Below are 23,582 nucleotides of genomic sequence, written 5' to 3'. Positions count from 1 at the left end.
CGGACCGTCCGCGCCTCGACCGTCCGCGCCTCGACCGTCCGCGCCTCGACCGTCCGCGCCTCGACCGTCCGCGCCTCGACCGTCCGCGCCTCGACCGTCCGCGCCTCGACCGCCCGCGCTCCCGGCGTCGCCCGCGGCTTCGGGCTGCCCGTAGGACGATGATGGGCACACTATGGACGGCCGTCACGAAACTGCCGTATGTTCGCCGTCATGGACTTGCGAGGGAAGGTCGCCGTGGTCACCGGCAGTGGCCGCGGGCTGGGGCGGGCGTACGCGGAGGCCCTGGCGGCAGCGGGCGCGGCGGTCGTCGTCAACGACGTGGACGCCGAGGCCGCCGCCTCGACCGTCAAGGCGATCGAGGCGGCGGGCGGGCGCGCGGTCGCGGTGGTCGCGCCGGTCGGACCCACCGCGACCGCCGACCGGCTCGTCGCGGCCGCCGTCGAGGAGTTCGGCGGGCTCGACGTGCTGGTCGCCAACGCGGGCATCCTGCGCGACAAGGTGCTGTGGAAGATGTCCGACGAGGACTTCGACGCGGTGGTCGACGTCCACCTGCGGGGCACGTTCACCTGCGCCCGCGCGGCGGCGGTCCGGATGCGCGAGCAGGGCCGGGGCGGCAGCCTGGTGCTGATCTCGTCGCCCGCGGGCCAGCGCGGCAACTTCGGGCAGACCAACTACGCGGCGGCGAAGGCGGGCATCGTCGCGTTCGCCCGCACCTGGGCGCTGGAGCTGGCCCGGTCCGGGATCGCGGTCAACGCCGTGGTGCCGGTCGCCGCGACCGAGATGACCCGGACCATCCCCGCGTTCGCGCCCGTCATCGAGCACGCCGAGCGCACCGGCGAGCCGTTCCCGGACTGGCTGCGCAAGGACGAGGGCCTCGGCACGGTCGAGGACGCCGCGTCGCTGATCGTCTTCCTCGCCTCCGACGCGGCCCGGGGGATCACCGGCCAGGCGATCGGCATCGGCGGCGACCGGCTGGCCCTCTGGGCGCACCCGGCCGAGAAGGCCGTGGCGTTCGCCGACGGCGGCTGGACCGCGGCCGCGATCGCGGAGTCGTGGGCGACCGGCGTCGGCGCGGAGCCCGAGCCCTACGGCATCCCCGCCCCGACCCCGCCGGCGGCCTGACGTGGTCCTCGCCCTGGACGACCTGGTGGCCATCGACGTCCACACCCACGCCGAGGTGTCGCGCGACGGCCACCCGTCGCTGCCGCCGGACCTGCTCGAAGCGTCCGCGAAGTACTTCGGCGCGCACGGCCACCGGCAGCCGACCATCGACGAGCTGGCCGCGCACTACCGGGAACGGCGGATGGCGGCGGTCGTGTTCACCGTCGACGCCGAGCACGCCACCGGCCACCCGCGCATCGCCAACGAGGAGGTCGCGGAGAACTGCGCCGAGCACGACGACGTGCTCATCCCGTTCGCGAGCGTCGACCCGTGGAAGGGCCGCGCGGGCGCGCGGGAGGCGCGCCGACTGGTCGAGCGGCACGGCGTGCGCGGCTTCAAGTTCCACCCGAGCCTCCAGGGCTTCGCGCCGAACGACCCGATGGCCTACCCGCTGTACGAGGTGATCGAGGAACTCGGCGTGCCCGCGCTGTTCCACAGCGGGCAGACGGGGATCGGCGCGGGCGTGCCCGGCGGTGGCGGCATCCGGCTGCGGTACTCCGACCCCATGCTGGTGGACGACGTCGCGGTGGACTTCCCGGAGCTGCGGATCGTCCTGGCGCACCCGTCGTTCCCGTGGCAGGACGAGGCGCTGGCGGTGGCCACGCACAAGCCGCACGTCCACATCGACCTGTCCGGGTGGTCGCCCAAGTACTTCCCGCCGCAGCTCGTCCGCTACGCCAACTCCCTGTTGCAGGACAAGGTGCTGTTCGGCTCGGACTACCCGGTGCTCACGCCGGACCGCTGGCTCGCCGACTTCGAGGCGCTGGACCTGAAGCCGTCCGTCCGACCCAAGATCCTCAAGCTCAACGCGGCCAGGCTGCTCGGCCTGACCGCCGACACCGCGGAGCGCACATGACCACGACCGTGACCGGGCCGGCGGCCCTCCTCGCGCTGGCGGGGCAGGACCTCGGGCACACCGGGTGGCGCGAGATCACCCAGGACCGGATCGACACCTTCGCCGACGCCACCGACGACCACCAGTGGATCCACGTCGACCCCGTCCGGGCGGCGTCCGGGCCGTTCGGCGTCACCGTCGCGCACGGCTACCTCACGTTGGCGCTGATCATCCCCATGTTCGGGGAGCTGCTGGCGGTCGACGGCGTGCGGATGAGCGTCAACTACGGGCTGGACAAGGTGCGGTTCCCCAACCCCGTGCGCGTCGGCGACAAGATCAGGCTCGCGGGCCGGGTCGTCTCGGCGGACGAGGTCGAGGGCGGCGGCGTGCACCTGGTGCTCGACTTCACCGTCGAGATCGACGGCGTGGACAAGCCCGCGTGCGTCGCGCGCGCCGCGTACCGGCACTACGCCTGAAGGCCGCCATGCCGACCACGCCGAACGTGCAACTGCGCCGCGCCGTCGCGTCGAGCTTCCTCGGCAGCGTGATCGAGTACTACGACTTCCTGCTCTACGCCACCGCGTCCGCCGTGGTGTTCAACAAGGTCTTCTTCTCCTCGCTCGACCCGCTCGTGGCCACCATCGCGAGCTTCGGCACGTTCGCCACCGGCTACCTGGCCCGCCCGCTCGGCGGGGTGGTGTTCGGGCACTTCGGCGACCTGCTGGGGCGCAAGCGGGTGCTCGTGCTGACCATGGTGCTGATGGGCGTGGCCAGCTTCCTCATCGGACTGCTGCCGACCTACGCGCAGGTGGGCTGGCTCGCGCCGGTCGGCCTGGTGCTGTTGCGCGTGGTGCAGGGCATCGCGGTCGGCGGCGAGTGGGGCGGTGCGGTGCTGATGTCGGCCGAGCACGCCACGCGCAGGCGCGGGCTGTGGGCCGGGTTCACCAACGCGGGCGCGCCGTGCGGGATGGTGCTGTCCACGTTGGCGCTGACCGGGACCGCCGCGCTGGTGGGCGACCGCGCGTTCCTCGACTGGGGCTGGCGGATCCCGTTCCTGATCAGCGTCGTGCTGCTCGGCGTGGGGTTGTTCGTGCGGCACCGGGTGGAGGAGACGCCCGCGTTCCGCGCGGTGGTCGAGGCGGGCGGCAGGCGTCGCGCCCCGGTCGTGGAGGTGCTGCGCGGCCAGCCGCGCGTGCTGCTGCTGGGCATCGGGGTCGGGTTGGCCGCGTTCGTCGCGCAGTCCACGTTGACGACGTTCGTGCTGGCGCACGGCGTGGCCGCCGGTCACCCGCGCCAGACCGTGCTCAACGCGCTCACGCTGTCCTCCGCCTGTGCCGTGGTGGGGATCCTGGGCTGGGCGGCGGCGTCGGACCGGTTCGGCCGGCGGCCCGTCGTGGTGGCGGGCGCGGTGGCGATGGCGGTGTTCGCGTTCCTGCTGTTCCCCATGGTGGACAGCGGGAACGCGGCGTTGTTGACGTTCGCGCTGGTGCTCGGCCAGGGCGTCATCCACCCGATGATGTACGGGCCGCTGGCCGCCCTGTACAGCGAGCTGTTCCGGACGGAGAACCGCTACACGGGCGCGTCGTTGGGCTACCAGCTCGCCGGCCTGGGCGCGGGCGTCGCGCCGGTGCTGTTCGCCGCGATCCAGCGGGCGAGCGGCGGCGGCGGGCTGGTCCTGATCTCGGCCACCATCGCCGCCTTCTGCCTCCTCACCGTCGTGTGCGTGCTGGCCCTGCGCGAAACCAACACCCACACCCTCCAACCCTCGTGAGTCCCACGTTCACGTCGCGCGTGTCCTACGTTCGCGTCACGCGTGTCCTACGTTCAGGTACCCCGAGTTGAACATCCAGGACCGCCGACCCCGCCCGCCTGCGCGGCGAGCGGGGCTCCGGCGCTGCGGGCTGTCGCCGAGCGCCGGTCAGGCCAGGAGGTCTTCGGCCACCTTCCGCAGGTCCGGGACCTTCCTCCCGAGCATCCAGTACAGCTTCTCCGCCGCGTCGGGGCTCATGGCCAACGTCGCCACGCCGCCGAAGCTGATCTCGTAGTCGCCGTCGGCGGTGACGGACTCCACGAAGTCGGCCTCGCACAGCACCCGGATGTACGACGTCTGCTCGACCGCGTCGGCGGGCTGCATCACCATCTGCGCACAACTCCCTTTCTGCCACTCGGTACGTCATCCGCGCCGGCGGTGGTGCCGACGCGCGATTGCGTGTGTGAACAGCAGGTTAGGTCGAGGTGCGGAGGTGAAGTGACAAGGAACTGACAATTGTCCCGGGGTGCGTGAACGCAGCGGTACAATTGCAATGCGGAGGAGGTGGCGCTGCCATGGGATTCGAAAGCGACGGCGTGGCCGCACGGGTTGTCGAGGCGCGGAAACTCGCCGGCCTCACACAGGTGCAACTGGCGGCACGTGCCAACATTTCGCCATCACTCCTCAGGAAGGTGGAGCAAGGCACGGTGGCGGCCTCGCCGATGTTCATCGCGTCCGCCGCACGGGCGCTCGGCCTGCTCGTCACCGATCTGACCGATCCGCGCGACTTCGATTCGCTGCACGGCCGCTACGGGTCGGACAAGCGGTTCATCCCCGACCTCGAACGCGCGGTCATCGAAGGTGAGAACCCGCTCCTGGACGGCCCCCTCCGCCCGCCGGCCGAGCTTTCCGCCACCCTGCGGTACGTCATCGCCAGAGGACGGGTCAGCCGGTACTCCGACATCCTCGAAGTCTTGCCCGACCTGCTGCGCCACCTGAGCGTCCAGTCCGTCGTGGCGCCTCCGGCACGGCTCGAGGAAGTGAACCGGCTCCTCGCCCAGGCGTATTACTCGGCGATGTTCGCCGCCTACAAGTTCGGCTATCTCTCCTTGAGCGCCTGGGCCGCCGAGAGGATGTCCACCGCGGCGAGTCGCAGCGGTGACCCGATGTGGTCGGCGATGGGGCTCTACAGTCGTTCCCAAGCCCTCATGTTCAGCGGGAGCTATCAGGCGAGTGCGCTGATGCTCGACAAGCTCGACGCCGAACTGCGAGGACAGAAGGACGTCCGCAGGATGGAAGTGCTCGGCGCGGCCCACCTCGCCGGCTCGATAGTTTCCGCGCGCCTGGGCGACCGCGCGACGTCCGACGCGCACTTGCAGGAGGCACGCGACCTGGCCCGCCACCTCGGCACGGTGGGCGACCAGTTCGACACGGCATTCTCCGCCGCCAACGTGGAGATCCACGCCGTGGCAGCCGCCGTGGAGTCGGCGGAACCGGCCGTGGCTTTGCAACGTGGCGCGGGACTGGATCCGGCGGGAAAACTCTACCCGTCACGGATGGGCCACTACCACATCGATGTGGCGCGTGCCTATCTGATGCAGGGCGATTACGACAACGTGATCGGTGAGATCCACCGGGCTCGGCAGCTCTCGCCGCAGCAAACGCGTTACCACCCGCAGGTCCACGAGATGATCCGTGCGCTCGCTCGGGCGCGACGGCGCACCGAACCGGTCGCCCGACTGGCGGCGTGGGCAGGGTTGACATAACCCCTGCCCCCACCGGAAACGAATCCGGGCAGCGCTCCCGCGCTCAGGAGGACCGGACCGCGTCGTCCAGGCGGCGGGCGATGGCGTCGGCGGCGGCGCGCAGGTCGGGTACCAGGCGGTGCAGGTCGGTGCGGACCGAGCGGACCACGATGCCCAGGGCGCCGGTCGGTTCGTGGTCGCCCGGGATGGCGACGGCCACCGAGGACGAGCCCAGCGTCATCTCCTCGCTGGTCAACGCGTACCCCCGGGCGGCGGTCACGCGCAGGTCCCGCAGCAGCCTGGCCCGCTCGGTGATCGTGTACGGGGTGAAGCGGCGCAGGGGGCGTTCGGTGTAGGCACGCACGAAGGCCGCGTCGGCGCGGGCCAGGAGGGCCTTGCCCACGCCCGTCGAGTGCATCGGCAGCCGCGCGCCGATCCGCGAGATCACGGGCACCGAGCGGTGCCCCGAGAGCTTCTCCACGTACAACGCGTCGAAGCCGTCGTGCACGGCCAGGTGGATGTTCTCGCGGGTCGCCTCGTAGAGGTCCTGCATGAACGGCAGGGCGATCTCGCGCAGCCGGCCGGACACCGGCGCGAGCGTCGCCGCCTCCCACAGCCGCAACCCGATCCGGTAGAACCCGCGCGCGTCGCGCTCCAACGCGCCCCACGCCACCAGCTCCCCGGCCAGCCGGTGGACCGTCGGCAACGGGAGGGACGTGCGGCGGGCCAGGTCGGTCAGCTTCAACCGCGGGTGGTCGGCGTCGAACACGCCGAGCAGCGCCAGCGCCCGCCCGGCCGTGGAACGCCGGGGCGCGTCACCGTCGACCGCCATGCCGCACCCCCTCGAACGCCGAACGTAACGGCCTCGCGGCCACCGGATCGCCGCCACTTTCACCCAGTGGAAGTCGATCCTGGCGAAGCCACGCCGGTCGTCCTTGGGTTGACCCATGAGAACGAGAGTCGGGATCGTCGGCGCCGGTCCGGCCGGACTGGTGCTGTCCCACCTGCTGGCCGAACGCGGCATCGACTCGGTGGTCGTCGAGACGCGCGACCGCGAGGCCATCGAGCAGACCATCCGCGCCGGCGTCCTGGAACAGGGCACGGTGGAGCTGTTGACCGCGATGGGCGTCGGCGCGCGGGCGCGGGCCGAGGGCGCGCGGCACGAGGGCGTCGAGCTGAGGTTCGGCGGCCGGGGCCACCGGATCGACTTCACCGAGCTGACCGGCCGCGCCGTCTGGCTCTACCCGCAGCACGAGGTGCTCAAGGACCTGATCGCGGCACGCCTCGCCGCCGGCGCGGACCTCCGCTTCGGCGCGCGTGACGTGGAACTGCGCGGTGTCACCACCGACGAACCGGTCATCGCCTTCACCGACGCCGACGGCACGCCGGTGGAGCTGCGGTGCGACGTGATCGCCGGGTGCGACGGGTCCTCGGGCGTCAGCAGGCGCTCCATCCCGGACGGTGCGCGCACGGACTACTTCCGGGCTTACCCGTTCGGGTGGTTCGGCATCCTGGCCGAGGCGCCACCGTCCTCGAAGGAGCTGGTCTACGCCCACTCCGAGCGGGGCTTCGCCCTGATCAGCACCCGCACCCCGCAGGTGCAGCGGATGTACTTCCAGTGCGACCCCGGCGAACGCGCCGAGGACTGGAGCGACGACCGGATCTGGGCCGAGCTGAACGCCCGGGTGGCGGGGGACGGGTTCAGCCTCGCCGAGGGCCGCATCTTCGACCGCGGCGTCATCCCCATGCGCAGCTACGTGTGCGAGCCGATGCGGCACGGCCGGCTGTTCCTGGCCGGGGACGCCGCGCACGTCGTGCCGCCCACCGGCGCGAAGGGGCTCAACCTCGCGGTGGCCGACGTGGCCGTGCTGGCCCGCGCGCTGGAGCGGCACTTCGCCACCGGGTCCACCGAGCCGCTGGACGCCTACGGCCCGACCGCGTCCCGCCGGGTGTGGCGGGCGCAGCACTTCTCCTGGTGGATGACGTCGATGCTGCACACCGACCCGGCGGGCGGCCCGTTCGACGTCAAGCGGCAGCTCGGCGAGCTGGAGCTGGTCACCTCCAGCACGGCCGCCGCCACCCACCTCGCCGAGGCGTACACGGGGTGGCCGATCGAATTCTGAGACCAGGCCGAGGCGGTGGCGGGACAGGTGCGATCGGCGTAATCCGGTGCCGGTAATCGGACCAGACTGCAACAGAAAGTTGCGAATATTCTTTCGAACTTTTTCGAAGCTTGTCGCGCGGTGTGGTCCCGCATCCTGGTCGGCGGCCGGTATCGGTTCAGACACCCGGCAAACCTATCCCCACCAGGGGATCTGACGCCGGCGGCCGACTTGTGGACTGTCGATTCAGGTCACGTCCCACCACCGGCGAACCGGACTTGTCCGGGAGGTGTGGACGCATGAGCCCGCAAGCCCGCGCTGTTTCGGTGCTTGCCAGACCTATCTGTTTCGGCTAATACTTCTAAAAGTTTCAGGCCGGGTTCCGTCGCCGGCGGTCCCGCCTGCGCTGCGCACGCTCTGGAGGAACGACTCGAAGGAGTGGAGTGACCGCTTCGACGGCCAGGTGACCGGCTCCGGCCCGTCCGCGGCACCGGCCGACGACTGTCGTTGGCGAGGGGGAGTCCCGTGGCACCGGGACCCCCGCGCCAAGTGTGCGGATCCGGACCACCCCGCCCCGGCGGTTCGGGTCGCCCAACCAACCCAACCACCTGCCGAACCCCCGCAGGTGCTCCCAGAAGGTGCGATACATGAAGCTGACATCGAGGTCAGTGTTGCGAGCGGCTCTCGTGTCGACGTTGGTGACCGCCACCACGGGTGCCGCGGTGCTCCTGGCGACCTCGGCCAGCGCCGGGACGACGCTCGGCGCCTCGGCGGCCGAGTCGGGTCGCTACTTCGGCACGGCCGTCGCGGCGAACAAGCTCAGCGACTCCACGTACGTCGGCATCCTCAACCGTGAGTTCAACATGGTCACGGCCGAGAACGAGATGAAGATCGACGCGACCGAGCCGCAGCAGAACCAGTTCAACTACACCAACGCGGACCGGATCGTCAACCACGCCCGCAGCCAGGGCATGCGCGTGCGCGGGCACACGCTGGCGTGGCACTCGCAGCAGCCGGGCTGGATGCAGAACATGTCGGGCAGCGCGCTGCGGTCGGCGATGCTGAACCACGTCACCAAGGTCGCCTCCTACTACGCGGGCAAGATCTACGCGTGGGACGTGGTGAACGAGGCGTTCGCCGACGGTTCCACCGGGGCGCGTCGTGACTCGAACCTCCAGCGGACGGGTGACGACTGGATCGAGGCCGCGTTCCGCGCCGCGCGGGCGGCGGACCCGAACGCGAAGCTCTGCTACAACGACTACAACACCGACGACTGGACCCACGCCAAGACCCAGGCCGTCTACCGCATGGTCCAGGACTTCAAGCAGCGCGGCGTGCCGATCGACTGCGTCGGCCTCCAGTCGCACTTCAACCCGCAGAGCCCGGTGCCGAGCAACTACCAGACGACGCTGCAGAACTTCGCCAACCTCGGCGTGGACGTGCAGATCACCGAGCTGGACATCGAGGGCTCCGGCAGCGCCCAGGCGGCCAACTACGAGCGCGTCGTCAAGGCGTGCCTGGCCGTGACCCGCTGCACCGGCATCACCGTGTGGGGCATCCGCGACAGCGACTCGTGGCGCGCCTCGGGCACCCCGCTGCTGTTCGACAGCTCGGGCAACAAGAAGGCCGCCTACACCTCCACCCTGAACGCCCTCAACGGCGGCGGCTCGACCGTGCCCACGTCGACCACGACCTCGACGACGTCCCCGACCGGCCCCACCACCACGACCACGATCCCCGGCCCGGGTGGCTGCACCGCGACGGTGTCGCTGAACTCCTGGAACGGCGGTTTCGTGGCCACGGTGAGGGTCACCGCCGGGTCGTCGGCGATCAACGGCTGGACGGTCACGGCCAACCTGCCGTCCGGCGCGACGGTCACCAACGCGTGGAACGCCGACCGCAGCGGCAACACCGGTGCCGTCCAGTTCCGCAACGTCAGCTACAACGGCCGCCTCGCCGCCGGGACGTCGACCGAGTTCGGCTTCCAGGGCACGGGTTCCGGCTCCGGCATCACGCCGACCTGCTCCGCCAGCTGATCACCACACGGGAACCCCGGTGCGGGACGCTCGCCGTCCCGCACCGGGGTTCCCCCGTGCGCGGCGACCACCTCACGCGCCCGTGGTCGAGCCGGGGCGCACGATCATCAGCACGACGACGGCCGCCCACAGCAGGTTGAACACGCCGGTGGTCATGGCCAGCCGCTTCACGGCGTCGGCGCGCCCGGCGAGCACCCGCCCCTGCGCCGGCAGGATCCGCCACGCCAGCAGTCCCGCCGCCACCGCGGTCAGCACCACGGACGCGAGCAGCCACGCGTCGCCGAGGACGCCCAGGCTCGCGCCCGTGGCGACGCCGAAGACCGGCACGAAGACCCCGACGACCGCGTACGTGCGGCACGTGCGGTGCAGGAAGACCGCGACCCCGGTCGGCGACTCGCGCGCGAAGCGGGGGAACAGCGACGCGGCCACCGCGATCGGGCCGACGGCGAGGATCGCGAAGAGGACGTGGACCGACAGCAGCAGCTTGGTCACCGGGGCTCCTTGGTTAAGTAGGCAGCCAACATATGTCGGCTGCCAATAGGTACCACAGCTACTTAACTCCTGTGTAGGCTGCCGACTCGTGGAGGCGGACGCGGTGCGCGGGCACCTGGACGCGATGCTGTTGGCGGTGCTCGAACCGGGGCCGCTGCACGGCTACGCGGTCATCACGGCGGTGCGGCGGCGCAGCGGGGGAGCGCTCGCGCTGCGCACGGGCACGGTCTACCCGGCGTTGCACCGGCTGGAGCGCCTGGGGCTGCTGCGCAGCCGTCGGCGGTCCGTGGCGGACCGGTCGCGGCGCTGCTACGAGCTGACGGACGCCGGCCGGCGCGGCCTCACCGCCGCCCGGTCGACCTGGCGCGAGTTCACCGCCGCGATCGGCGCGGTGCTCGACCTGGCGCCGGGGTCCGCCCCGTGAACGCCGCACCGGACCGCGACCCGGTCGAGGACTGCGTGGCGGCGCTCGCCGCGTCCCTGCACGGCCCGGCGCGCGCGAAGGCCGCCATGATGCGCGAGGTGCGCGACGGCCTCCACGACGCGGTGGAGGCGCAGACCCGGTTCGGCGTGCCCCGCGGGCAGGCCGCGCGGCGCGCGGTGCTGGACTTCGGCTCCGCCGACGAGGTCGCGCCGTCGTTCCAGCGGGAGCTGACCATCGCGCAGACCCGCCGCACGGCCCGCGTCGCGGCGGTCGCCGTGCCGGTCCTGGTCGTCTGCCACGTCCTGGTGCACGCCGCGGCGCGCGACCCCGACTGGCGGCTGGGCGCGCTCGCCGCGCACCTGGGCGCCGTGGCGACCGCCGCCGGCCTGCTCGCGGTGGCGGCGCTGACCGCCACCGGCCGGCTCACCCGGCTCGTGCCCACGCCGCACCGGTTGCCGGCGGTCGTGGCCTGGACGGCTTCGGCCGCCGCGGTGGGCATGGCGCTCGCGGCCATCGCACTGGGCGTGACCTCGGCGTTGTCCGCCGAGTGGCCCCTGACCGCGCTCGCCGCCGTGCTGGCCATCGCGGCGCACGGGGTGGTCGCGGCGTCGGCCCGCGCATGTCGCGAGTGCGCGCGGGCGGGACGCGCCTCCGGGCTGCCGGTCGAGGGCTGACGACCACTCTCCGTCACGGCCGCGTGTCACTCCGCGAGACGCGGTCTGTACGCGCGCACCGGTCGCGGTGTACGTTCCCCGGCGGGTCTGGGAGCGCTCCCAGACATCCCACGATGAATGAGGAGGGGCTCAGTGAAGCGCTCCACCGCCGTACTAGCGGCATGTGCGGTGGCCTTCGGTTCCGCGGCGATCACGGTGATCCCGCAGGCCGTGGCCGCGGCGCAGGGCTGCAAGGTCGATTACACGGTCACCAGCCAGTGGTCGGGTGGTTTCCAGGCCACCGTGAAGGTCACCAACCTCGGTGACGTCGTCAACGGCTGGACGCTCGCCGTGGTGTTCCCGAACACCTCGCAGCGGGTCACCCAGGGCTGGAACGCCACGTGGACCCAGTCGGGCTCCACGGCGACCGCGACCAACGTCGACTGGAACCGGACGCTCGGCACCGGCGCGTCGACCGACCTCGGGTTCGTCGGCTCGTTCTCGGGCAGCAACCCCACGCCGACGTCGTTCTCGCTGAACGGCGTGGCCTGCACGGGTTCCACCACGTCCACCAGCACGACGACCACGACGACGACCACCGGCACCCCGCCGGTCGGCCGCACGCCGGTCGAGATCAACGGGCAGCTGCGGGTCTGCGGCGTCAACCTGTGCAACCAGTACAACCGCCCGATCCAGCTGCGCGGCATGAGCACGCACGGCATCCAGTGGTTCGACAAGTGCTACAACAACAACTCGTTGAACGCGCTGGCGAACGACTGGAAGTCCGACCTGTTCCGCATCGCGATGTACGTGCAGGAGCAGGGCTACGAGACCAACCCGTCCGGGTTCACCAGCCGGGTCAACAGCCTGGTCGACATGGCCGAGGCGCGCGGGATGTACGCGTTGATCGACTTCCACATCCTCACGCCGGGCGACCCGAACTACAACCTCGACCGGGCCAAGACCTTCTTCGCCTCCGTGGCGCAGCGCAACGCGGCCAAGAAGAACGTGATCTACGAGATCGCGAACGAGCCCAACGGCGTGAGCTGGGCGTCCATCAAGAGCTACGCCGAGCAGGTCATCCCGGTGATCCGCGCGGCCGACCCGGACGCCGTGGTCATCGTGGGCACCCGCGCCTGGTCGTCGCTGGGCGTGTCCGAGGGCTCGAACGAGTCCGAGGTCATCAACAACCCGGTCAACGCGACCAACATCATGTACGCGTTCCACTTCTACGCGGCGTCGCACAAGGACAACTACCGCGCCGCGGTCAGCCGTGCCGCGTCGCGGCTGCCGCTGTTCGTGACCGAGTTCGGGACGGTGCTGGCCACCGGTGGCGGCACGTTCGACCGCACGAGCACCGTCGCCTGGCTGGACCTGCTCGACCAGCTCAAGATCAGCTACGCGAACTGGACGTACTCGGACGCGAACGAGAGCAGCGCCGCGCTGCGGCCGGGCACGTGCAACGGCAGCGACTACTCCAGCAGCGGTGTGCTCACCGAGTCGGGCGCGCTGCTGAAGGCCCGGATCAGCACGGCGGACAACTTCCCGACCAGCTGACACCCACCGGATCGGACGGGGTTCCGCACGGCCGTGCGGAACCCCGTTCCCGCTTTTCACGGTCGCGCCGGCCCGGTTGGCGCCAGGTTGCGGCCATGGGAGACGTTGCCGCCCTCCGCCGGCTCGCGTGGACCTCCGGCGTGCCGGCGCTGGGTGCGGTCGCCTCGTTCACCGTGAGCGCCGGCGGCCCGAACCTGCTGTCCACCCGCGCCGCGGTCTGGCTGGACCAGTACGCCGTGGTGATGCTCACGCCGGTGTGGGCGACCCTGCTCGGCATCGCCACCGTGCTGCCGGCGGTCATCGCCGTCCTGGATCACCGGCGGCGGGGGATCGACACCCCGGACGACGCCGGTGTCGCTGACCACGCCGGCACCGCCCCGCGCGTGAGCACGGTCCTCCCTTGACTACTGCGGGGGCGTCCTGCGGTGGCGGTCGGTGTGGCCGAGGTCGCGGTCGGGGGCGATGCGGTCGCGCACCAGCTGCTTGAGCACGGCGAGGTCGGGGAAGCCCTCCCGTTCCTTGCGCGACCACAGGGTCTCGCCGTCGAGCCGGATGTCGAACACGCCGCCGGTGCCCGGCACGAGCGCGACTTCGCCCAGCTCGGTGGTGAAGGTCGTCAACAACTCCTGCGCGGTCCAGCCGGCCCGCAGCAACCAGCGGCACTGCGTGCAGTACTCGATCTCCAGGCGGGGCGCTCTCGCGGTCACGGCACCCAGTATCGCCCGCCTTGGACCCTCGCGGACCGGTGAGGCCGCCGACGGCCCGCGGCCTCCGTGGTCGGCGTGCCCGGGGGAGCGGCCCGCCGACCGGGACGACCGCGTGCCGGGCAGTGGCGGGCGGCCCGCTCGTCGCTACTGTCTGCGGCATGTACGTCAAGTTGTGCGGGCTGCGCACGGCGGCCGACGTGGCCGCGGCGGTGGAGGCCGGGGCCGACGCGGTCGGCTTCGTGCTCAGCGCGAGCGTCCGGCAGGTGGACCCCGACACCGCCCGGCGGCTGGTGCGCGACGTGCCGCCGCACGTGCTCACCGTCGGCGTGGTGAGCGGGGTGGCGGCGGCGGACGTGCGGCGGCTCGTCGAGCGGACCGGGGTCGGCGCGGTGCAGTTGCACGGCGACTACCCGCGCGAGGCGTTCGAGGAGGTGGCCGCGGCGGGCAAGCCGCTGATCCGGGCGGTGTCCCTGACCGCGGACACCGACGTGCGGGTCGGCGCCTACGGCGAGGAGATGCTGCTGCTCGACTCGCCGCAGGCGGGCTCCGGGCACCGGTGGGACCTGGCCGCGCTCGACGGCGCCCGGCCGGACGGCCGGTGGCTGCTCGCGGGCGGTCTCGGGGTGGCCAACGTCGCCGAGGCCGTCTCCCGGGCCCGGCCCTGGGGCGTGGACGTGTCGAGCGGCATCGAGGCGAGCCGCGGGGTCAAGGACCACGGGCTCATGCGGGAGTTCGTCGCCGCCGCGCGGGCCGCACGTCGGTAGGGTCGGGGGCGTGGGTGGCACGCGGGAGCGGTTGTCGGACGTGCTGGCCCGTCGGGTGGTGGTGCTCGACGGCGGGCTGTCGACCGCGCTCGCGGACGCCGGGCACGACCTGTCCGACTCCCTCTGGTCCGCGCGCCTGCTGCTGACCGACCCGGACGCGATCAGGGCCGCCCACCTCGCCTACTTCCGGGCCGGGGCGGAGGTCGCGATCACGTCCAGCTACCAGGCGACGTTCGAGGGCTTCGCCCGGCGCGGGCTGGACCCGCGGGAGACGGCCGGGCTGCTGCGCGACAGCGTGGCGCTGGCCCGTGCGGCGGCGTCCGACGTGGACGGACCGCGGTGGGTGGCGGCGTCGGTCGGCCCGTACGGCGCGATGCTCGCGGACGGCTCGGAGTACCGCGGCCGGTACGGGCTCCCGCCGGCCGCGCTGGAGGCGTTCCACCGGCCCCGGATCGAGGTGCTGGCCGAGGCCGGGGCCGACGTGCTCGCGGTCGAGACGGTCCCCGACGTCGAGGAGGCCGAGGCGGTGCTGCGGGTGGTCGCCGGGTCGGGCGTCCCGCTGTGGCTCTCCTACAGCGCCCGCGGCACCCGGACGTGCGCCGGTCAGCCGTTGGCCGAGGCGTTCGCGGCGGTGCGCGGGGTGGACGAGGTGGTCGCGGTCGGCGTCAACTGCTGCGACCCGGCCGACGTGGGCGAAGCCGTGGCGATCGCGCGGCGGGTCGCCGGCAAGCCCGTCGTGGCGTACCCGAACAGCGGCGAGAGCTGGGATGCGACGGCCCGCGACTGGACCGGCGCGGCGGCCTTCGAGCCCGCCCGCGTGGCCGGGTGGGTCGAGGGCGGCGCGCGGCTCGTCGGCGGCTGCTGCCGGGTCGGTCCGCCGATGATCGGGGAGTTGGCGTCGGCGCTCAGCCCCGGCCGATGAACGGCATGGTGGTGGCCATGACGGTCATGAACTGCACGTTGGCCTCCAGGGGCAGCCCGACCATGTAGCGGACGGCGTCGGCGACGTGCGCGACGTCCATGGTCGGCTCGGCGGCGATCGAGCCGTCGGCCTGCGGCACGCCCCGGGCCATGCGCTCGGTCATGGGCGTCGCGGCGTTGCCGATGTCGATCTGGCCGCACGCGATGCGGTGCCGGCGGCCCTCCAGCGAGATGGCCTTGGTCAGGCCGGTGATGGCGTGCTTGCTCGCGGTGTACGCGACCGCGTCCGGGCGGGGCGCGTGGGCGGACACCGAGCCGTTGTTGATGATCCGGCCGCCCTGCGGGTCCTGGTCGCGCATCACCCGGAACGCGGCGCGGGCGCACAGGAACGAGCCGGTCAGGTTGGTGTCGACGACCTTCGCCCACTGGTCCAGGGTGAAGTCGGGCAACGGGGTCGCGGCGACGTTCGTCCCGGCGTTGTTGAACAGCACGTCCACCCGGCCCCACCGCTCGCGCACCGCGTCGAACAGCGCGTCGACGGACGACTCCACCGTGACGTCGGTGGGCACGACCAGGACCGACCCGGCGGGTGCGCCCGCCGCCGTCGCGGTCAGCGCGTCCGCGCGCCGCCCGGCGAGCGCCACCCGGTGCCCGGCGTCGAGCAGCGCGCGGGCGACCACCCGCCCCACGCCCGAGCCTGCGCCGGTCACGACGGATACCGGGGTCATGCGTCCTCCTCGTGGGTGGGGCGCGCGTGCCTGCTCGGCGACGCCGCCGTCCGGTGAGGACGATGATGACCGACCCGACCCGCCGGTCGGCCGGTGGCGGTCAGGACTTCCAGGTGATCGGCGACTTGTCGTAGCCGTCGCCCTTGTCGAACGTCGCGCCCGCGACCGTCGAGCCCTCGCGCGCGCCCTGCAGGACGCAGGTCTCGAACTTGGCGCCGGCGGTGGCGAAGTCCTTCTTCGCCGTCTCCGACTCGCACTGGGCGGTCTCGCCGCTGATGATCACGCCGGTGCCCTTGCCGTCCGGGCCGACGGCGCGCAGGCTCACCGAGCTGTAGGACAGGTCGGTGCCGCCGACGTTCTCCACCGAGACCCTGATGTAGTACGGCGTGATGCCCTTGGCCTTGTCGCCGAAGGCGGCCAGGTCGGCGTTCGCGCCCTGCTCGATCGCGGTGACCACGATCGCGATCGTGCCGGTCTTGTCCGTGCCGTACTTGAACGGCACCACGGCGCGCTCGCCCACGCGGAGCTGCGTGCCGGGCGGGGTGACGTCCCCGGCGGACGCGTCGGCCGAGGGCTTGGCGGACGCCTCGGTGGTCGTGGTCTCCGCGGCGGCGCTGGACGTGGTCTCGGCGGCCGGTTCGGTGGTGCCGGGCGCGGCGGTGCCCGCGGTGTCGTCCGAGCAGGCCGTCAGCAGCAGCGCGAGCGCGCCGACAGCGGTGACCAGACTGCGATTGACCTGCATGAACGAATCTCCTCGGTGACGCCCGGACGTGGCTGCGCGTGCGATCGCCACGACCGCACGGCCGCACGTTAACCGCAGTCGGGGCAACGTGCTGTGGTCCGTTCGCACCACAAGCGCTCCGGCTCGGCGACGATCCGCGACGGCCACCGGGGATTGCGGTGGCGCCGTGACCGGCTCCGGGCAGCGTCGCCGCGGTCACCCGGGAACCGGGGGCCGGGGAGCCGCGTGGCGTCAGGCCGGGTCGCCCAGGACCGCGGCGGTGAAGCCCGTCGCGCCGGCGAGCGAGCGCAGCTCCTCGGCGTCGGCGTTGGGCAGCAGCACGAGCGGGTAGCAGTCGGACTCGATGTCGAGCACGGCCAGGGTGGTGCCGGCGGCGCGCAGCTCCGCGCCCGCCCGGCCGAGGAAGTCGTAGGCGGGCAGGTCGCCGGCGACCCGGTCCGCCCACGCCCACGCCCACGCCCCCGCCGGGCTGGAGCGCAGGTCGCGCAGTTGGGCGACGATCTCGTCCGCCGCTTCCTTCCAGTCCACCTCGGCCAGCAGGCCGTGGTCGGTGAGCGCGTCCACCAGCGCGATCCACGCCAGCTCGGGGATCGGTTCGTCGATGCCGCGCTCGTCGAGCCGGTCGGCGTGCTCCCGCACGTAGCCCTCGGGATCGTCGTGCGCGGCGACGACGCGGCGGGCCACGTCCGGCTCGCCGGGTGCCAGCAGCGCGGCCAACGAGGCCAGCGCGTCCCGAACCGACGACGTCACGTGGGCCTCCCGAACCGGTTGCGCGGAGCGGCGATCGTAGCAATCGGGTGCGGCCCACCGCCGTGGTCCGGAACCGGCCACCCGGACCGGCCGCGGCGCGCTCCCGGGCGGGCCACCGATCGTGTGAATTCGTCGGGAAACCCCTCGACGGCTGGTCGGGAGCGGTACCCATGGCTCGCCGGGGGGCGTTCGGGGGCGGGGGGAAGCGGTGCTGGAGGTGCGATTGCTGGGCGAGGTGGCCGTCCTCGTGGACGGCCGGCCGGTCGACGCCGGCTCGCCCAGGCAGCGGTGCGTGCTGGCGGCGTTGGCGGTGGACGGCGACCGGGTGGTGTCGGTGGACCGGTTGATGGCCCGCGTCTGGGGCGACGCCACACCGCCCAGGGCGCGCGCGACGCTGGTCAACTACCTGTCCCGGCTGCGCGGGACGGTCGGGGTGGCGGGGACGGCGGGCGTCGTCCGGGGCGCGGGCGGGTACGCGTTGAGGACCGGGGACGGCGTCGTCGACCTCCACCGGTTCCGCGACCTGCGCGCTCGGGCCCGGACGTGCGCCGACGGCGACGGGCGGGTGGCGGACCTGCTCGCGGAAGCGCTCGGGCTGTGGCGCGGGGACGCGTTGACCGGCGTGGACGGGGACTGGGCCGCGGCGGAGCGCGCCCGGCTGCACCGGGAGCGGGCGGACGCCAAGTCCGACCTCACCGACGCGCTGCTGCGGTTGGGGCACGGCGAGGACCTGGTCGCCGAGCTGGCCGACCGGGTCGCCGAGTGGCCGTGGGACGAACGGGTGGCGAGCCGGTTCATGCTGGCGCTGCACCGCGCCGGGCGCACCGCCGACGCCCTGGCGCACTACCGCAGGCTGCGGGACCGGCTGGTGGACGAGCTGGGCAGCGACCCCGGCGCGGCGTTGCGGGAACTGCACCGGCGGATCCTGGCCGACGATCCCGCGCTGCGCCCGGGCTCCCCGGTCGACGCCCCGCGCCCCCGGGCGACCGCCGCGCCGGTGACGCCGTCCCAGCCACCTGCCGTGCCGGTGACGCCGCGGCAGCTGCCCGCCGTGCCGGTGACGCCGCGGCAGTTGCCCGCCGCGCCGGCGTCGTTCGTCGGCCGGCGCGCCGAGCTGGACCGCCTGGACGCCGCCCGCCGCGTCCCCGCCGGCGCGGTGTCGGTCACCTCGATCGCGGGCGCGGGCGGGATCGGCAAGACGTGGTTGGCGCTGCACTGGGCCCACCGGCGCCTGGACGAGTTCCCCGACGGGCAGCTCTTCGTGGACCTGCGGGGGTTCGGCCCGGACTCGCGGCCGATGGAACCCGCGGCGGCGGTCCGGGGGTTCCTCGACGCGCTCGGCGTCGAGCCCGACCGCCTCCCGGCCGACCCGCACGCCCAGGCCGCGCTGTTCCGCAGCCTGGTGGCCGACCGGCGGGTGCTGGTCCTGCTCGACAACGCGGCCACCAGCGATCAGGTCGCACCGCTGTTGCCCGGCGGCGGGAGCTGCACCGTGGTGGTGACCAGCCGCCACCGGCTGCCGGGGCTGGTCGCCCGCCACGGCGTCCGGCCGCTGTTGCTGGACGTGCTGACCGACGCCGAGGCCCACGCCGCGCTGGCCGCGGCGCTGGGGGCGGCGCGGGTGGCGGACGAGCGCCGGGCGGTGGCCGAGCTGGTCCGGGCCTGCGGCGGCTTCCCGCTGGCCCTGGGCGTGATCGCGGCCCACGCCCGCACCCGGCCCGAGGTGCCGCTGGACGAGGTCGCCACCGAGCTGCGCGAATCGGGCCTGGACACGCTGGCGGACGACGACCCGACCGCCAGCCTGCCCGCGGTGCTGTCCTGGTCCCTGCGGCACCTGACGCCCCGGCAACGGGAGGTGTTCGCGCTGCTGGGGATCGCGCCCGGCCGCGACACCGGCGTGCCGGCCGCCGCCTGCCTGACCGACCTGCCGCCGGCCGCGGCCCGCCGGGAGCTGCAAGCCCTGCAGGACGCCTCCCTGGTGGACCGGGACGCCCGCGGCCGGTACGCGATGCACGACCTCGTCCGCGCCTACGCCACGACCCTGGCCCAAGACCTGGCGGAACCGGTGCGGCAGGCGGCGCTGCGCCGGGTGGTCGACTTCTACCTGCACAGCGCGCACCACGCCGCCTGCGTCCTGGACCCCCACCGCACGCCGGTCCCGGTCGGCAAGCCCGCCGCCGGCGTCCACCCCGACCGACCGGCCGACGAAGGCGCGGCGACGGCGTGGCTGGACGTGGAGCGCCCCAACGTGCTGGCCGCCCAGCACACCGCCGCCGCCGCAGGGCGGACCGACGTGGTGTGGCAGCTCGCCGGGGTGCTGAGCACCTTCCACGACCGGCGGGGACACCTCCGCGACGACCTGGTCGTGTGGCGGACCGCGGTGGAGGCCACCGCCGACCTGCCCGACCCGGCGACCCGCGCCCTCGCCCACCGCCGCCTCGGCCGCGCCTGCTCCCGGTCCGGGCGCCACGAGGAGGCCGTCGACCACCTGCGGCAGGCCCTCGACCTGGCTCGGCGGGCACGCGATCCCGCCGAGCAGGCGAACGTCCACCACACGCTCGCCATGGCGTGGGAGCGGCAGGGCGACGACCGCCGCGCGCTGGAGCACGCCGAGCGGGCGCTGGCCCTGCACCGCGCCGCCGGCCACCCGGTGCGCGAAGCCCTCGCGCTCAACTCGGTGGGCTGGTACGCCGCCCGCTGCGGCGACCACGACACCGCCCGCGAGCACTGCCGGGCCGCCCTCGCTTTGCACCGCGACCACGACAACCCCACCGGTGAAGCGGCGACGCTGGACAGCCTGGGCTGGATCGAGCACCACACCGGCCACCACCGGGAAGCCGTCGAGCACTACCGACACGCCCTGGACCGCTATCGCGGGCTCGGCGACACCTACGAGATCGCCGGCACCCTCGACCGCCTGGGCCACCCGCTGGCCGCGCTGGGCCGGCACGACGAGGTCCGCCGCGCGTGGCGGGAGGCGCTGGAGCTGTACCGGGACCAGGGCCGCGACGCCGACGCGGAGCGCGTGCGCCGGCAACTCGACGCCCTGGACGACGACCCCGCCCACCGACACCCGCACGGCCCCTGACCCCGCGAAAGCCCTCGGAACCGGGAAGGGGTCCCTCCCGCGCCGCCCGGCGGACTTCCCGCCCGGCGGCGATGATGGCGGCGACGTCGTCCGGGACAAGGGGTGAATCACCGCGGGCAAAGAAAAGGGCACGGAGAGCACCCTCTCCCTGCCACTCTCAACATATAGCAGACAGGGGGTCTTGCGGCAAGGCCCCGGTCATGCCGCAGAATCTCCCGGCCAAAGCCGAGACCTGCGGAAATGGTGCCAATCGGGCATCGCAGGGCGAACGCGCGCCCGAGCCCGGGGGACCGGGCGCGCCGAACGCGGGAAGCCCGACAGGGCGGACGGGGGACAGTGACCGGATGGGCAACTACGTGCTCGGTTTCCAGGACATCGACCAATCGCGGATCGCGGAGGTCGGTGGCAAGGGCGCGCACCTGGGGGAGCTTTCCCGAATCGGGGGAATCCGGGTGCCGGCCGGGTTCTGCGTGACGACGGACGCGTTCCGGCGGATCGTGCGCGACGCGCCGTCGCTGGGCGAGGCGCTGGACCGGTCGGCACGGCTGGACCCGGAGGACCGCGAGGCGGTCCGCGCCCACAGCGCGGAGATCCGGCGGATCATCGAGGGGATCGCCGTCCCGGACGACGTGGCGGCGGACATCACCGGCGCGCTCGCCGGGCTCGGCGACGGGGTGGCCTGCGCCGTCCGGTCGAGCGCGACGGCCGAGGACCTGCCGGGCGCCTCGTTCGCGGGCCAGCAGGACAGCTACCTCAACGTCGTCGGCGCGGAGGCCGTCCTCCGGCACGTCAGCCGGTGCTGGGCCTCGCTGTTCACCGAGCGGGCCGTGACCTACCGGCTGCGCAACGGCTTCGACCACCGCGAGGTCCACATGGCCGTCGTCGTGCAGCGGATGGTCTTCCCGCACGCGGCCGGCGTCCTGTTCACGGCCGACCCGGTGACGTCCAACCGGAAGGTCGCCTCGGTGGAGGCGACGGTCGGCCTCGGCGAGGCCCTGGTGTCCGGCCTGGTGAACGCGGACTCGTACCAGGTGCGGGACGACCGCGTCGTGGCGAGGGCGATCGCCGCCAAGGGGCTCGCCGTGGAGCCCTTGCCGGGCGGCGGGACGCGGGAGCGGGCGACCGACCCGGCGCGGCGGGACCGGCCCGCGCTGACGGACGGGCAGGTCGTGGAGCTGGTGCGGCTGGGCCGGCGGATCGAAGCGCACTTCGGCCGGCCCCAGGACATCGAGTGGTGCCTGGACGACGACGGCTTCCACATCGTGCAGAGCCGGCCCATCACCACCCTGTTCCCCATCCCCGAGGCCGACGACCGGGAGAACCACGTCTACCTCTCCGTCGGCCACCAGCAGATGATGACCGACGCCATGAAGCCCCTGGGGCTCTCCGTGTGGCAGCTGACGACACCGCGGCCCATGGCCGAGGCGGGCGGCCGCCTGTTCGTCGACGTCACCCGGCAACTGGCCGCGCCCGCGACCCGTGACGGACTCCTGGCGGTCTCGGGGAAGTCCGATCCGCTGATGCAGGACGCGCTGCGGACGGTCCTCGACCGCGACGGCTTCCTCCCGTCGCTCCCGGACGACACCGCCGCCCCGCCGATCCCCGGCGCGGCGCCGGCCGAGGTCGAACCCGACCCGAACCTCGTCACCGAGATGATCAAGCGAGGGGAGGAGTCCGTCGCGGCGGCGCGGCGCGAGATCAGCGCCAAGTCCGGGTCGGAGCTGCTCGACTTCATCCTGACCGACATCCAGGAGCTGAGGCGGCTGCTGTTCGAGCCGCGCAGCATCGAGGTGATCATGGCGGCGATGCAGGCGTCGTGGTGGCTGAACGAGCACCTGCGGGAGTGGCTGGGCGAGCGGAACGCGGCCGACGTGCTCACCCAGTCCGTGCCGCACAACGTCACCTCGGAGATGGGGCTGGCACTGCTCGACGTCGCGGATGTGATCCGCCCGTTCCCGGAGGTCGTCGCCTTCCTGCGCGACGCCGGGGACGACTTCCTCGACCGGCTGGCCGACCTCGACGGCGGGCGGGAGGCGCGCGACGCCATCGTGGCCTACCTGGACAGGTACGGCATGCGCTGCGTCGGCGAGATCGACATCACCAGGCCGCGGTGGGCCGAGCAGCCCACCGCGCTGCTGCCCGTGCTCCTCACCAACGTCGCCGACGTCGAGCCGGGCGAGGCCGCGCGGCGCTTCGAGCGGGGGCGGCGGGAGGCGTGGCAGGCGGAACGGGACCTGCTGGAGCGCCTGCGGGCCCTGCCGGACGGCGAGCGGAAGGCCGAGGAGACCAAGCGGAGGATCGACCTCGTCCGGACGTTCACCGGGTACCGGGAGTACCCGAAGTACGGGATGATCAGCCGGTACTTCGTCTACAAGCAGGCCCTGCTGGGCGAGGCCGGGCGCCTGGTGCGGGCGGGGGTGCTCCGCGAGGCGGAGGACGTCTTCTTCCTGCGGTTCCAGGAATTGCAGGAGGTCGTGCGCTCGAACCGGGTGGACGACGAGCTGATCCGGCGGCGCAAGGACGAGTTCAGGTCGTACCGCGCGCTCACGCCGCCGCGGGTGCTCACCTCGGACGGCGAGGCGGTCAACGGCGCGTACCGGCGCGACGACCTGCCGGCCGGCGCGCTGGTGGGCCTCCCGGTGTCCGCCGGGACCGTCGAGGGGCGGGCCCGGGTCATCCTGGACATGGCGACGGCCGACGTGGAGCCGGGCGACATCCTGGTCACGGCCTACACGGACCCGAGCTGGTCGCCGCTGTTCGTCGCGGTCGCGGGCCTGGTGACCGAGGTCGGGGGCCTCATGACGCACGGCGCGGTGGTCGCGCGCGAGTACGGCCTGCCGGCCGTCGTCGGCGTCGAACGCGCCACGCGCACGATCCGGGACGGGCAGCGCATCCGGGTGAACGGGACCGACGGGTACGTCGAGGTGCTGCCGTCGGAGTGACGGGGACGGTTGCCCCGTTGGCGTGAGGTGGCGGGTCGAGCGGCCGGGCGTTCCGGGGGCGGGATGAGCCGGTCGGTTGCGGGACCGCTCCCGGGTCTCACGGGCGTGCCGCCTGCGGTCGCCGACCCGCTCTGTCATCCCATGACCCGATGGGCGGTCCTCGCCGAAAGCGTTTCGACACACCG

At 73.2% G+C, this 23,582-nt stretch carries 22 protein-coding genes; 15 read left to right on the top strand and 7 right to left on the bottom strand.

What is annotated here, in order from left to right; all coding sequences use genetic code 11:
- Window positions 1-210 precede the first annotated feature (210 nt).
- From ACWEFJ_RS09630 to ACWEFJ_RS09615, 4 genes are read left to right on the top strand one after another with little or no spacing between them, the layout of a single operon-like run.
- On the top strand, window positions 211-1,122 hold the full coding sequence (locus ACWEFJ_RS09630) for an SDR family oxidoreductase (protein ID WP_449713458.1): 912 nt from the start codon (window positions 211-213) through the stop codon (window positions 1,120-1,122).
- 1 nt (window position 1,123) lies between these two features.
- A complete protein-coding gene (locus ACWEFJ_RS09625; protein ID WP_378097254.1) occupies window positions 1,124-2,017 on the top strand; it encodes an amidohydrolase family protein in 894 nt (297 codons plus the stop codon).
- Window positions 2,014-2,472, top strand: coding sequence for a MaoC family dehydratase (locus ACWEFJ_RS09620; protein ID WP_378097257.1), 459 nt, complete (start codon window positions 2,014-2,016; stop codon window positions 2,470-2,472). Before ACWEFJ_RS09625 ends, ACWEFJ_RS09620 begins: the two co-directional genes overlap by 4 nt.
- A gap of 8 nt (window positions 2,473-2,480) precedes the next feature.
- Window positions 2,481-3,767 (top strand): MFS transporter, encoded by a 1,287-nt coding sequence (locus ACWEFJ_RS09615; RefSeq protein ID WP_378097261.1) that lies wholly within the window; start codon window positions 2,481-2,483, stop codon window positions 3,765-3,767.
- 147 nt (window positions 3,768-3,914) lie between these two features.
- Here the strand turns inward: ACWEFJ_RS09615 and ACWEFJ_RS09610 are convergent, their stop codons facing one another.
- A complete protein-coding gene (locus ACWEFJ_RS09610; protein ID WP_449713457.1) occupies window positions 3,915-4,136 on the bottom strand; it encodes a hypothetical protein in 222 nt (73 codons plus the stop codon).
- A gap of 185 nt (window positions 4,137-4,321) precedes the next feature.
- Between ACWEFJ_RS09610 and ACWEFJ_RS09605 the strand changes: the two genes are divergently transcribed.
- On the top strand, window positions 4,322-5,512 hold the full coding sequence (locus ACWEFJ_RS09605) for a helix-turn-helix domain-containing protein (RefSeq protein ID WP_449713456.1): 1,191 nt from the start codon (window positions 4,322-4,324) through the stop codon (window positions 5,510-5,512).
- 43 nt (window positions 5,513-5,555) lie between these two features.
- On the opposite strand, the gene ACWEFJ_RS09600 is transcribed toward ACWEFJ_RS09605, so the two are convergent.
- Window positions 5,556-6,323: an IclR family transcriptional regulator gene (locus tag ACWEFJ_RS09600; RefSeq protein ID WP_378097273.1), complete on the bottom strand. Its 768-nt coding sequence runs from the start codon at window positions 6,321-6,323 to the stop codon at window positions 5,556-5,558.
- Window positions 6,324-6,438: 115 nt separating this feature from the next.
- Here ACWEFJ_RS09600 and ACWEFJ_RS09595 point away from each other — a divergent pair, with 115 nt between their 5' ends.
- Window positions 6,439-7,614, top strand: a complete 1,176-nt coding sequence (locus ACWEFJ_RS09595) for a 4-hydroxybenzoate 3-monooxygenase (protein WP_449713455.1) — start codon at window positions 6,439-6,441, stop codon at window positions 7,612-7,614.
- Window positions 7,615-8,240: 626 nt separating this feature from the next.
- On the top strand, window positions 8,241-9,629 hold the full coding sequence (locus ACWEFJ_RS09590) for an endo-1,4-beta-xylanase (protein ID WP_378097279.1): 1,389 nt from the start codon (window positions 8,241-8,243) through the stop codon (window positions 9,627-9,629).
- A gap of 72 nt (window positions 9,630-9,701) precedes the next feature.
- On the opposite strand, the gene ACWEFJ_RS09585 is transcribed toward ACWEFJ_RS09590, so the two are convergent.
- Complete coding sequence (locus ACWEFJ_RS09585) at window positions 9,702-10,121, bottom strand: hypothetical protein (RefSeq protein WP_378098342.1); 420 nt, start codon at window positions 10,119-10,121, stop codon at window positions 9,702-9,704.
- Window positions 10,122-10,209: 88 nt separating this feature from the next.
- Here ACWEFJ_RS09585 and ACWEFJ_RS09580 point away from each other — a divergent pair, with 88 nt between their 5' ends.
- The 4 genes from ACWEFJ_RS09580 to ACWEFJ_RS09565 all read left to right on the top strand — a co-directional run bounded on the left by ACWEFJ_RS09580 (window position 10,210) and on the right by ACWEFJ_RS09565 (window position 13,159).
- Window positions 10,210-10,545, top strand: coding sequence for a PadR family transcriptional regulator (locus tag ACWEFJ_RS09580; protein WP_449713454.1), 336 nt, complete (start codon window positions 10,210-10,212; stop codon window positions 10,543-10,545).
- On the top strand, window positions 10,542-11,219 hold the full coding sequence (locus ACWEFJ_RS09575; protein ID WP_449713453.1) for a permease prefix domain 1-containing protein: 678 nt from the start codon (window positions 10,542-10,544) through the stop codon (window positions 11,217-11,219). The genes ACWEFJ_RS09580 and ACWEFJ_RS09575 overlap by 4 nt, the downstream gene beginning before the upstream one ends.
- Window positions 11,220-11,387: 168 nt before the next feature.
- Entirely contained in the window at window positions 11,388-12,755 is a 1,368-nt protein-coding gene (locus ACWEFJ_RS09570; RefSeq protein WP_449713452.1) for a cellulase family glycosylhydrolase, read from the top strand.
- A gap of 95 nt (window positions 12,756-12,850) precedes the next feature.
- Complete coding sequence (locus tag ACWEFJ_RS09565) at window positions 12,851-13,159, top strand: hypothetical protein (RefSeq protein WP_449713451.1); 309 nt, start codon at window positions 12,851-12,853, stop codon at window positions 13,157-13,159.
- Here the strand turns inward: ACWEFJ_RS09565 and ACWEFJ_RS09560 are convergent, their stop codons facing one another.
- Window positions 13,160-13,462, bottom strand: coding sequence for a SelT/SelW/SelH family protein (locus tag ACWEFJ_RS09560; RefSeq protein WP_449713450.1), 303 nt, complete (start codon window positions 13,460-13,462; stop codon window positions 13,160-13,162).
- Between the two features lie 158 nt (window positions 13,463-13,620).
- On the opposite strand from ACWEFJ_RS09560, the gene ACWEFJ_RS09555 reads away from it, so the two are divergent.
- Complete coding sequence (locus ACWEFJ_RS09555) at window positions 13,621-14,226, top strand: phosphoribosylanthranilate isomerase (protein ID WP_378089582.1); 606 nt, start codon at window positions 13,621-13,623, stop codon at window positions 14,224-14,226.
- A gap of 10 nt (window positions 14,227-14,236) precedes the next feature.
- Window positions 14,237-15,148: a homocysteine S-methyltransferase gene (gene mmuM, locus ACWEFJ_RS09550; protein ID WP_449713449.1), complete on the top strand. Its 912-nt coding sequence runs from the start codon at window positions 14,237-14,239 to the stop codon at window positions 15,146-15,148.
- On the opposite strand, the gene ACWEFJ_RS09545 is transcribed toward mmuM, so the two are convergent.
- From ACWEFJ_RS09545 to ACWEFJ_RS09535, 3 genes are all read right to left on the bottom strand, one after another.
- The gene (locus ACWEFJ_RS09545) at window positions 15,132-15,875 is read right to left on the bottom strand and encodes an SDR family oxidoreductase (protein WP_378089578.1); all 744 of its coding nucleotides are present in this window, start codon (window positions 15,873-15,875) and stop codon (window positions 15,132-15,134) included. The two genes, mmuM and ACWEFJ_RS09545, sit on opposite strands and share 17 nt — an antisense overlap.
- 100 nt (window positions 15,876-15,975) lie before the next feature.
- Window positions 15,976-16,617 carry a hypothetical protein gene (locus tag ACWEFJ_RS09540; protein WP_449713448.1) on the bottom strand — a complete coding sequence of 214 codons (642 nt, stop codon included), beginning with the start codon at window positions 16,615-16,617 and terminating at the stop codon, window positions 15,976-15,978.
- Window positions 16,618-16,848: 231 nt separating this feature from the next.
- The gene (locus ACWEFJ_RS09535) at window positions 16,849-17,367 is read right to left on the bottom strand and encodes a DUF6630 family protein (protein ID WP_449713447.1); all 519 of its coding nucleotides are present in this window, start codon (window positions 17,365-17,367) and stop codon (window positions 16,849-16,851) included.
- 208 nt (window positions 17,368-17,575) lie between these two features.
- On the opposite strand from ACWEFJ_RS09535, the gene ACWEFJ_RS09530 reads away from it, so the two are divergent.
- Window positions 17,576-20,455: an AfsR/SARP family transcriptional regulator gene (locus ACWEFJ_RS09530; RefSeq protein WP_449713446.1), complete on the top strand. Its 2,880-nt coding sequence runs from the start codon at window positions 17,576-17,578 to the stop codon at window positions 20,453-20,455.
- 344 nt (window positions 20,456-20,799) lie between these two features.
- Complete coding sequence (gene rph, locus ACWEFJ_RS09525; protein ID WP_449713445.1) at window positions 20,800-23,397, top strand: rifamycin-inactivating phosphotransferase; 2,598 nt, start codon at window positions 20,800-20,802, stop codon at window positions 23,395-23,397.
- Window positions 23,398-23,582: the final 185 nt, after the last annotated feature.

It is taken from the genome of Actinosynnema sp. NPDC004786, assembly GCF_053601135.1.
Note: the sequence above shows the minus strand (reverse complement) of the source record. Positions and strands in the feature narration are given on the sequence as shown.

Excerpts from the sequence above, each read along its gene's own strand:
- ACWEFJ_RS09620 (WP_378097257.1), top strand. The coding sequence starts at position 2,014 with ATGACCACGACCGTGACCGGGCCGGCGGCCCTCCTCGCGCTGGCGGGG.
- ACWEFJ_RS09540 (WP_449713448.1), bottom strand. The coding sequence starts at position 16,617 with ATGCAGGTCAATCGCAGTCTGGTCACCGCTGTCGGCGCGCTCGCGCTG.
- ACWEFJ_RS09610 (WP_449713457.1), bottom strand. The coding sequence starts at position 4,136 with ATGGTGATGCAGCCCGCCGACGCGGTCGAGCAGACGTCGTACATCCGG.
- rph (WP_449713445.1), top strand. The coding sequence starts at position 20,800 with ATGGGCAACTACGTGCTCGGTTTCCAGGACATCGACCAATCGCGGATC.
- ACWEFJ_RS09605 (WP_449713456.1), top strand. The coding sequence starts at position 4,322 with ATGGGATTCGAAAGCGACGGCGTGGCCGCACGGGTTGTCGAGGCGCGG.
- ACWEFJ_RS09555 (WP_378089582.1), top strand. The coding sequence starts at position 13,621 with ATGTACGTCAAGTTGTGCGGGCTGCGCACGGCGGCCGACGTGGCCGCG.
- ACWEFJ_RS09590 (WP_378097279.1), top strand. The coding sequence starts at position 8,241 with ATGAAGCTGACATCGAGGTCAGTGTTGCGAGCGGCTCTCGTGTCGACG.
- ACWEFJ_RS09600 (WP_378097273.1), bottom strand. The coding sequence starts at position 6,323 with ATGGCGGTCGACGGTGACGCGCCCCGGCGTTCCACGGCCGGGCGGGCG.
- ACWEFJ_RS09595 (WP_449713455.1), top strand. The coding sequence starts at position 6,439 with ATGAGAACGAGAGTCGGGATCGTCGGCGCCGGTCCGGCCGGACTGGTG.
- ACWEFJ_RS09615 (WP_378097261.1), top strand. The coding sequence starts at position 2,481 with ATGCCGACCACGCCGAACGTGCAACTGCGCCGCGCCGTCGCGTCGAGC.
- ACWEFJ_RS09545 (WP_378089578.1), bottom strand. The coding sequence starts at position 15,875 with ATGACCCCGGTATCCGTCGTGACCGGCGCAGGCTCGGGCGTGGGGCGG.
- ACWEFJ_RS09630 (WP_449713458.1), top strand. The coding sequence starts at position 211 with ATGGACTTGCGAGGGAAGGTCGCCGTGGTCACCGGCAGTGGCCGCGGG.
- ACWEFJ_RS09565 (WP_449713451.1), top strand. The coding sequence starts at position 12,851 with ATGGGAGACGTTGCCGCCCTCCGCCGGCTCGCGTGGACCTCCGGCGTG.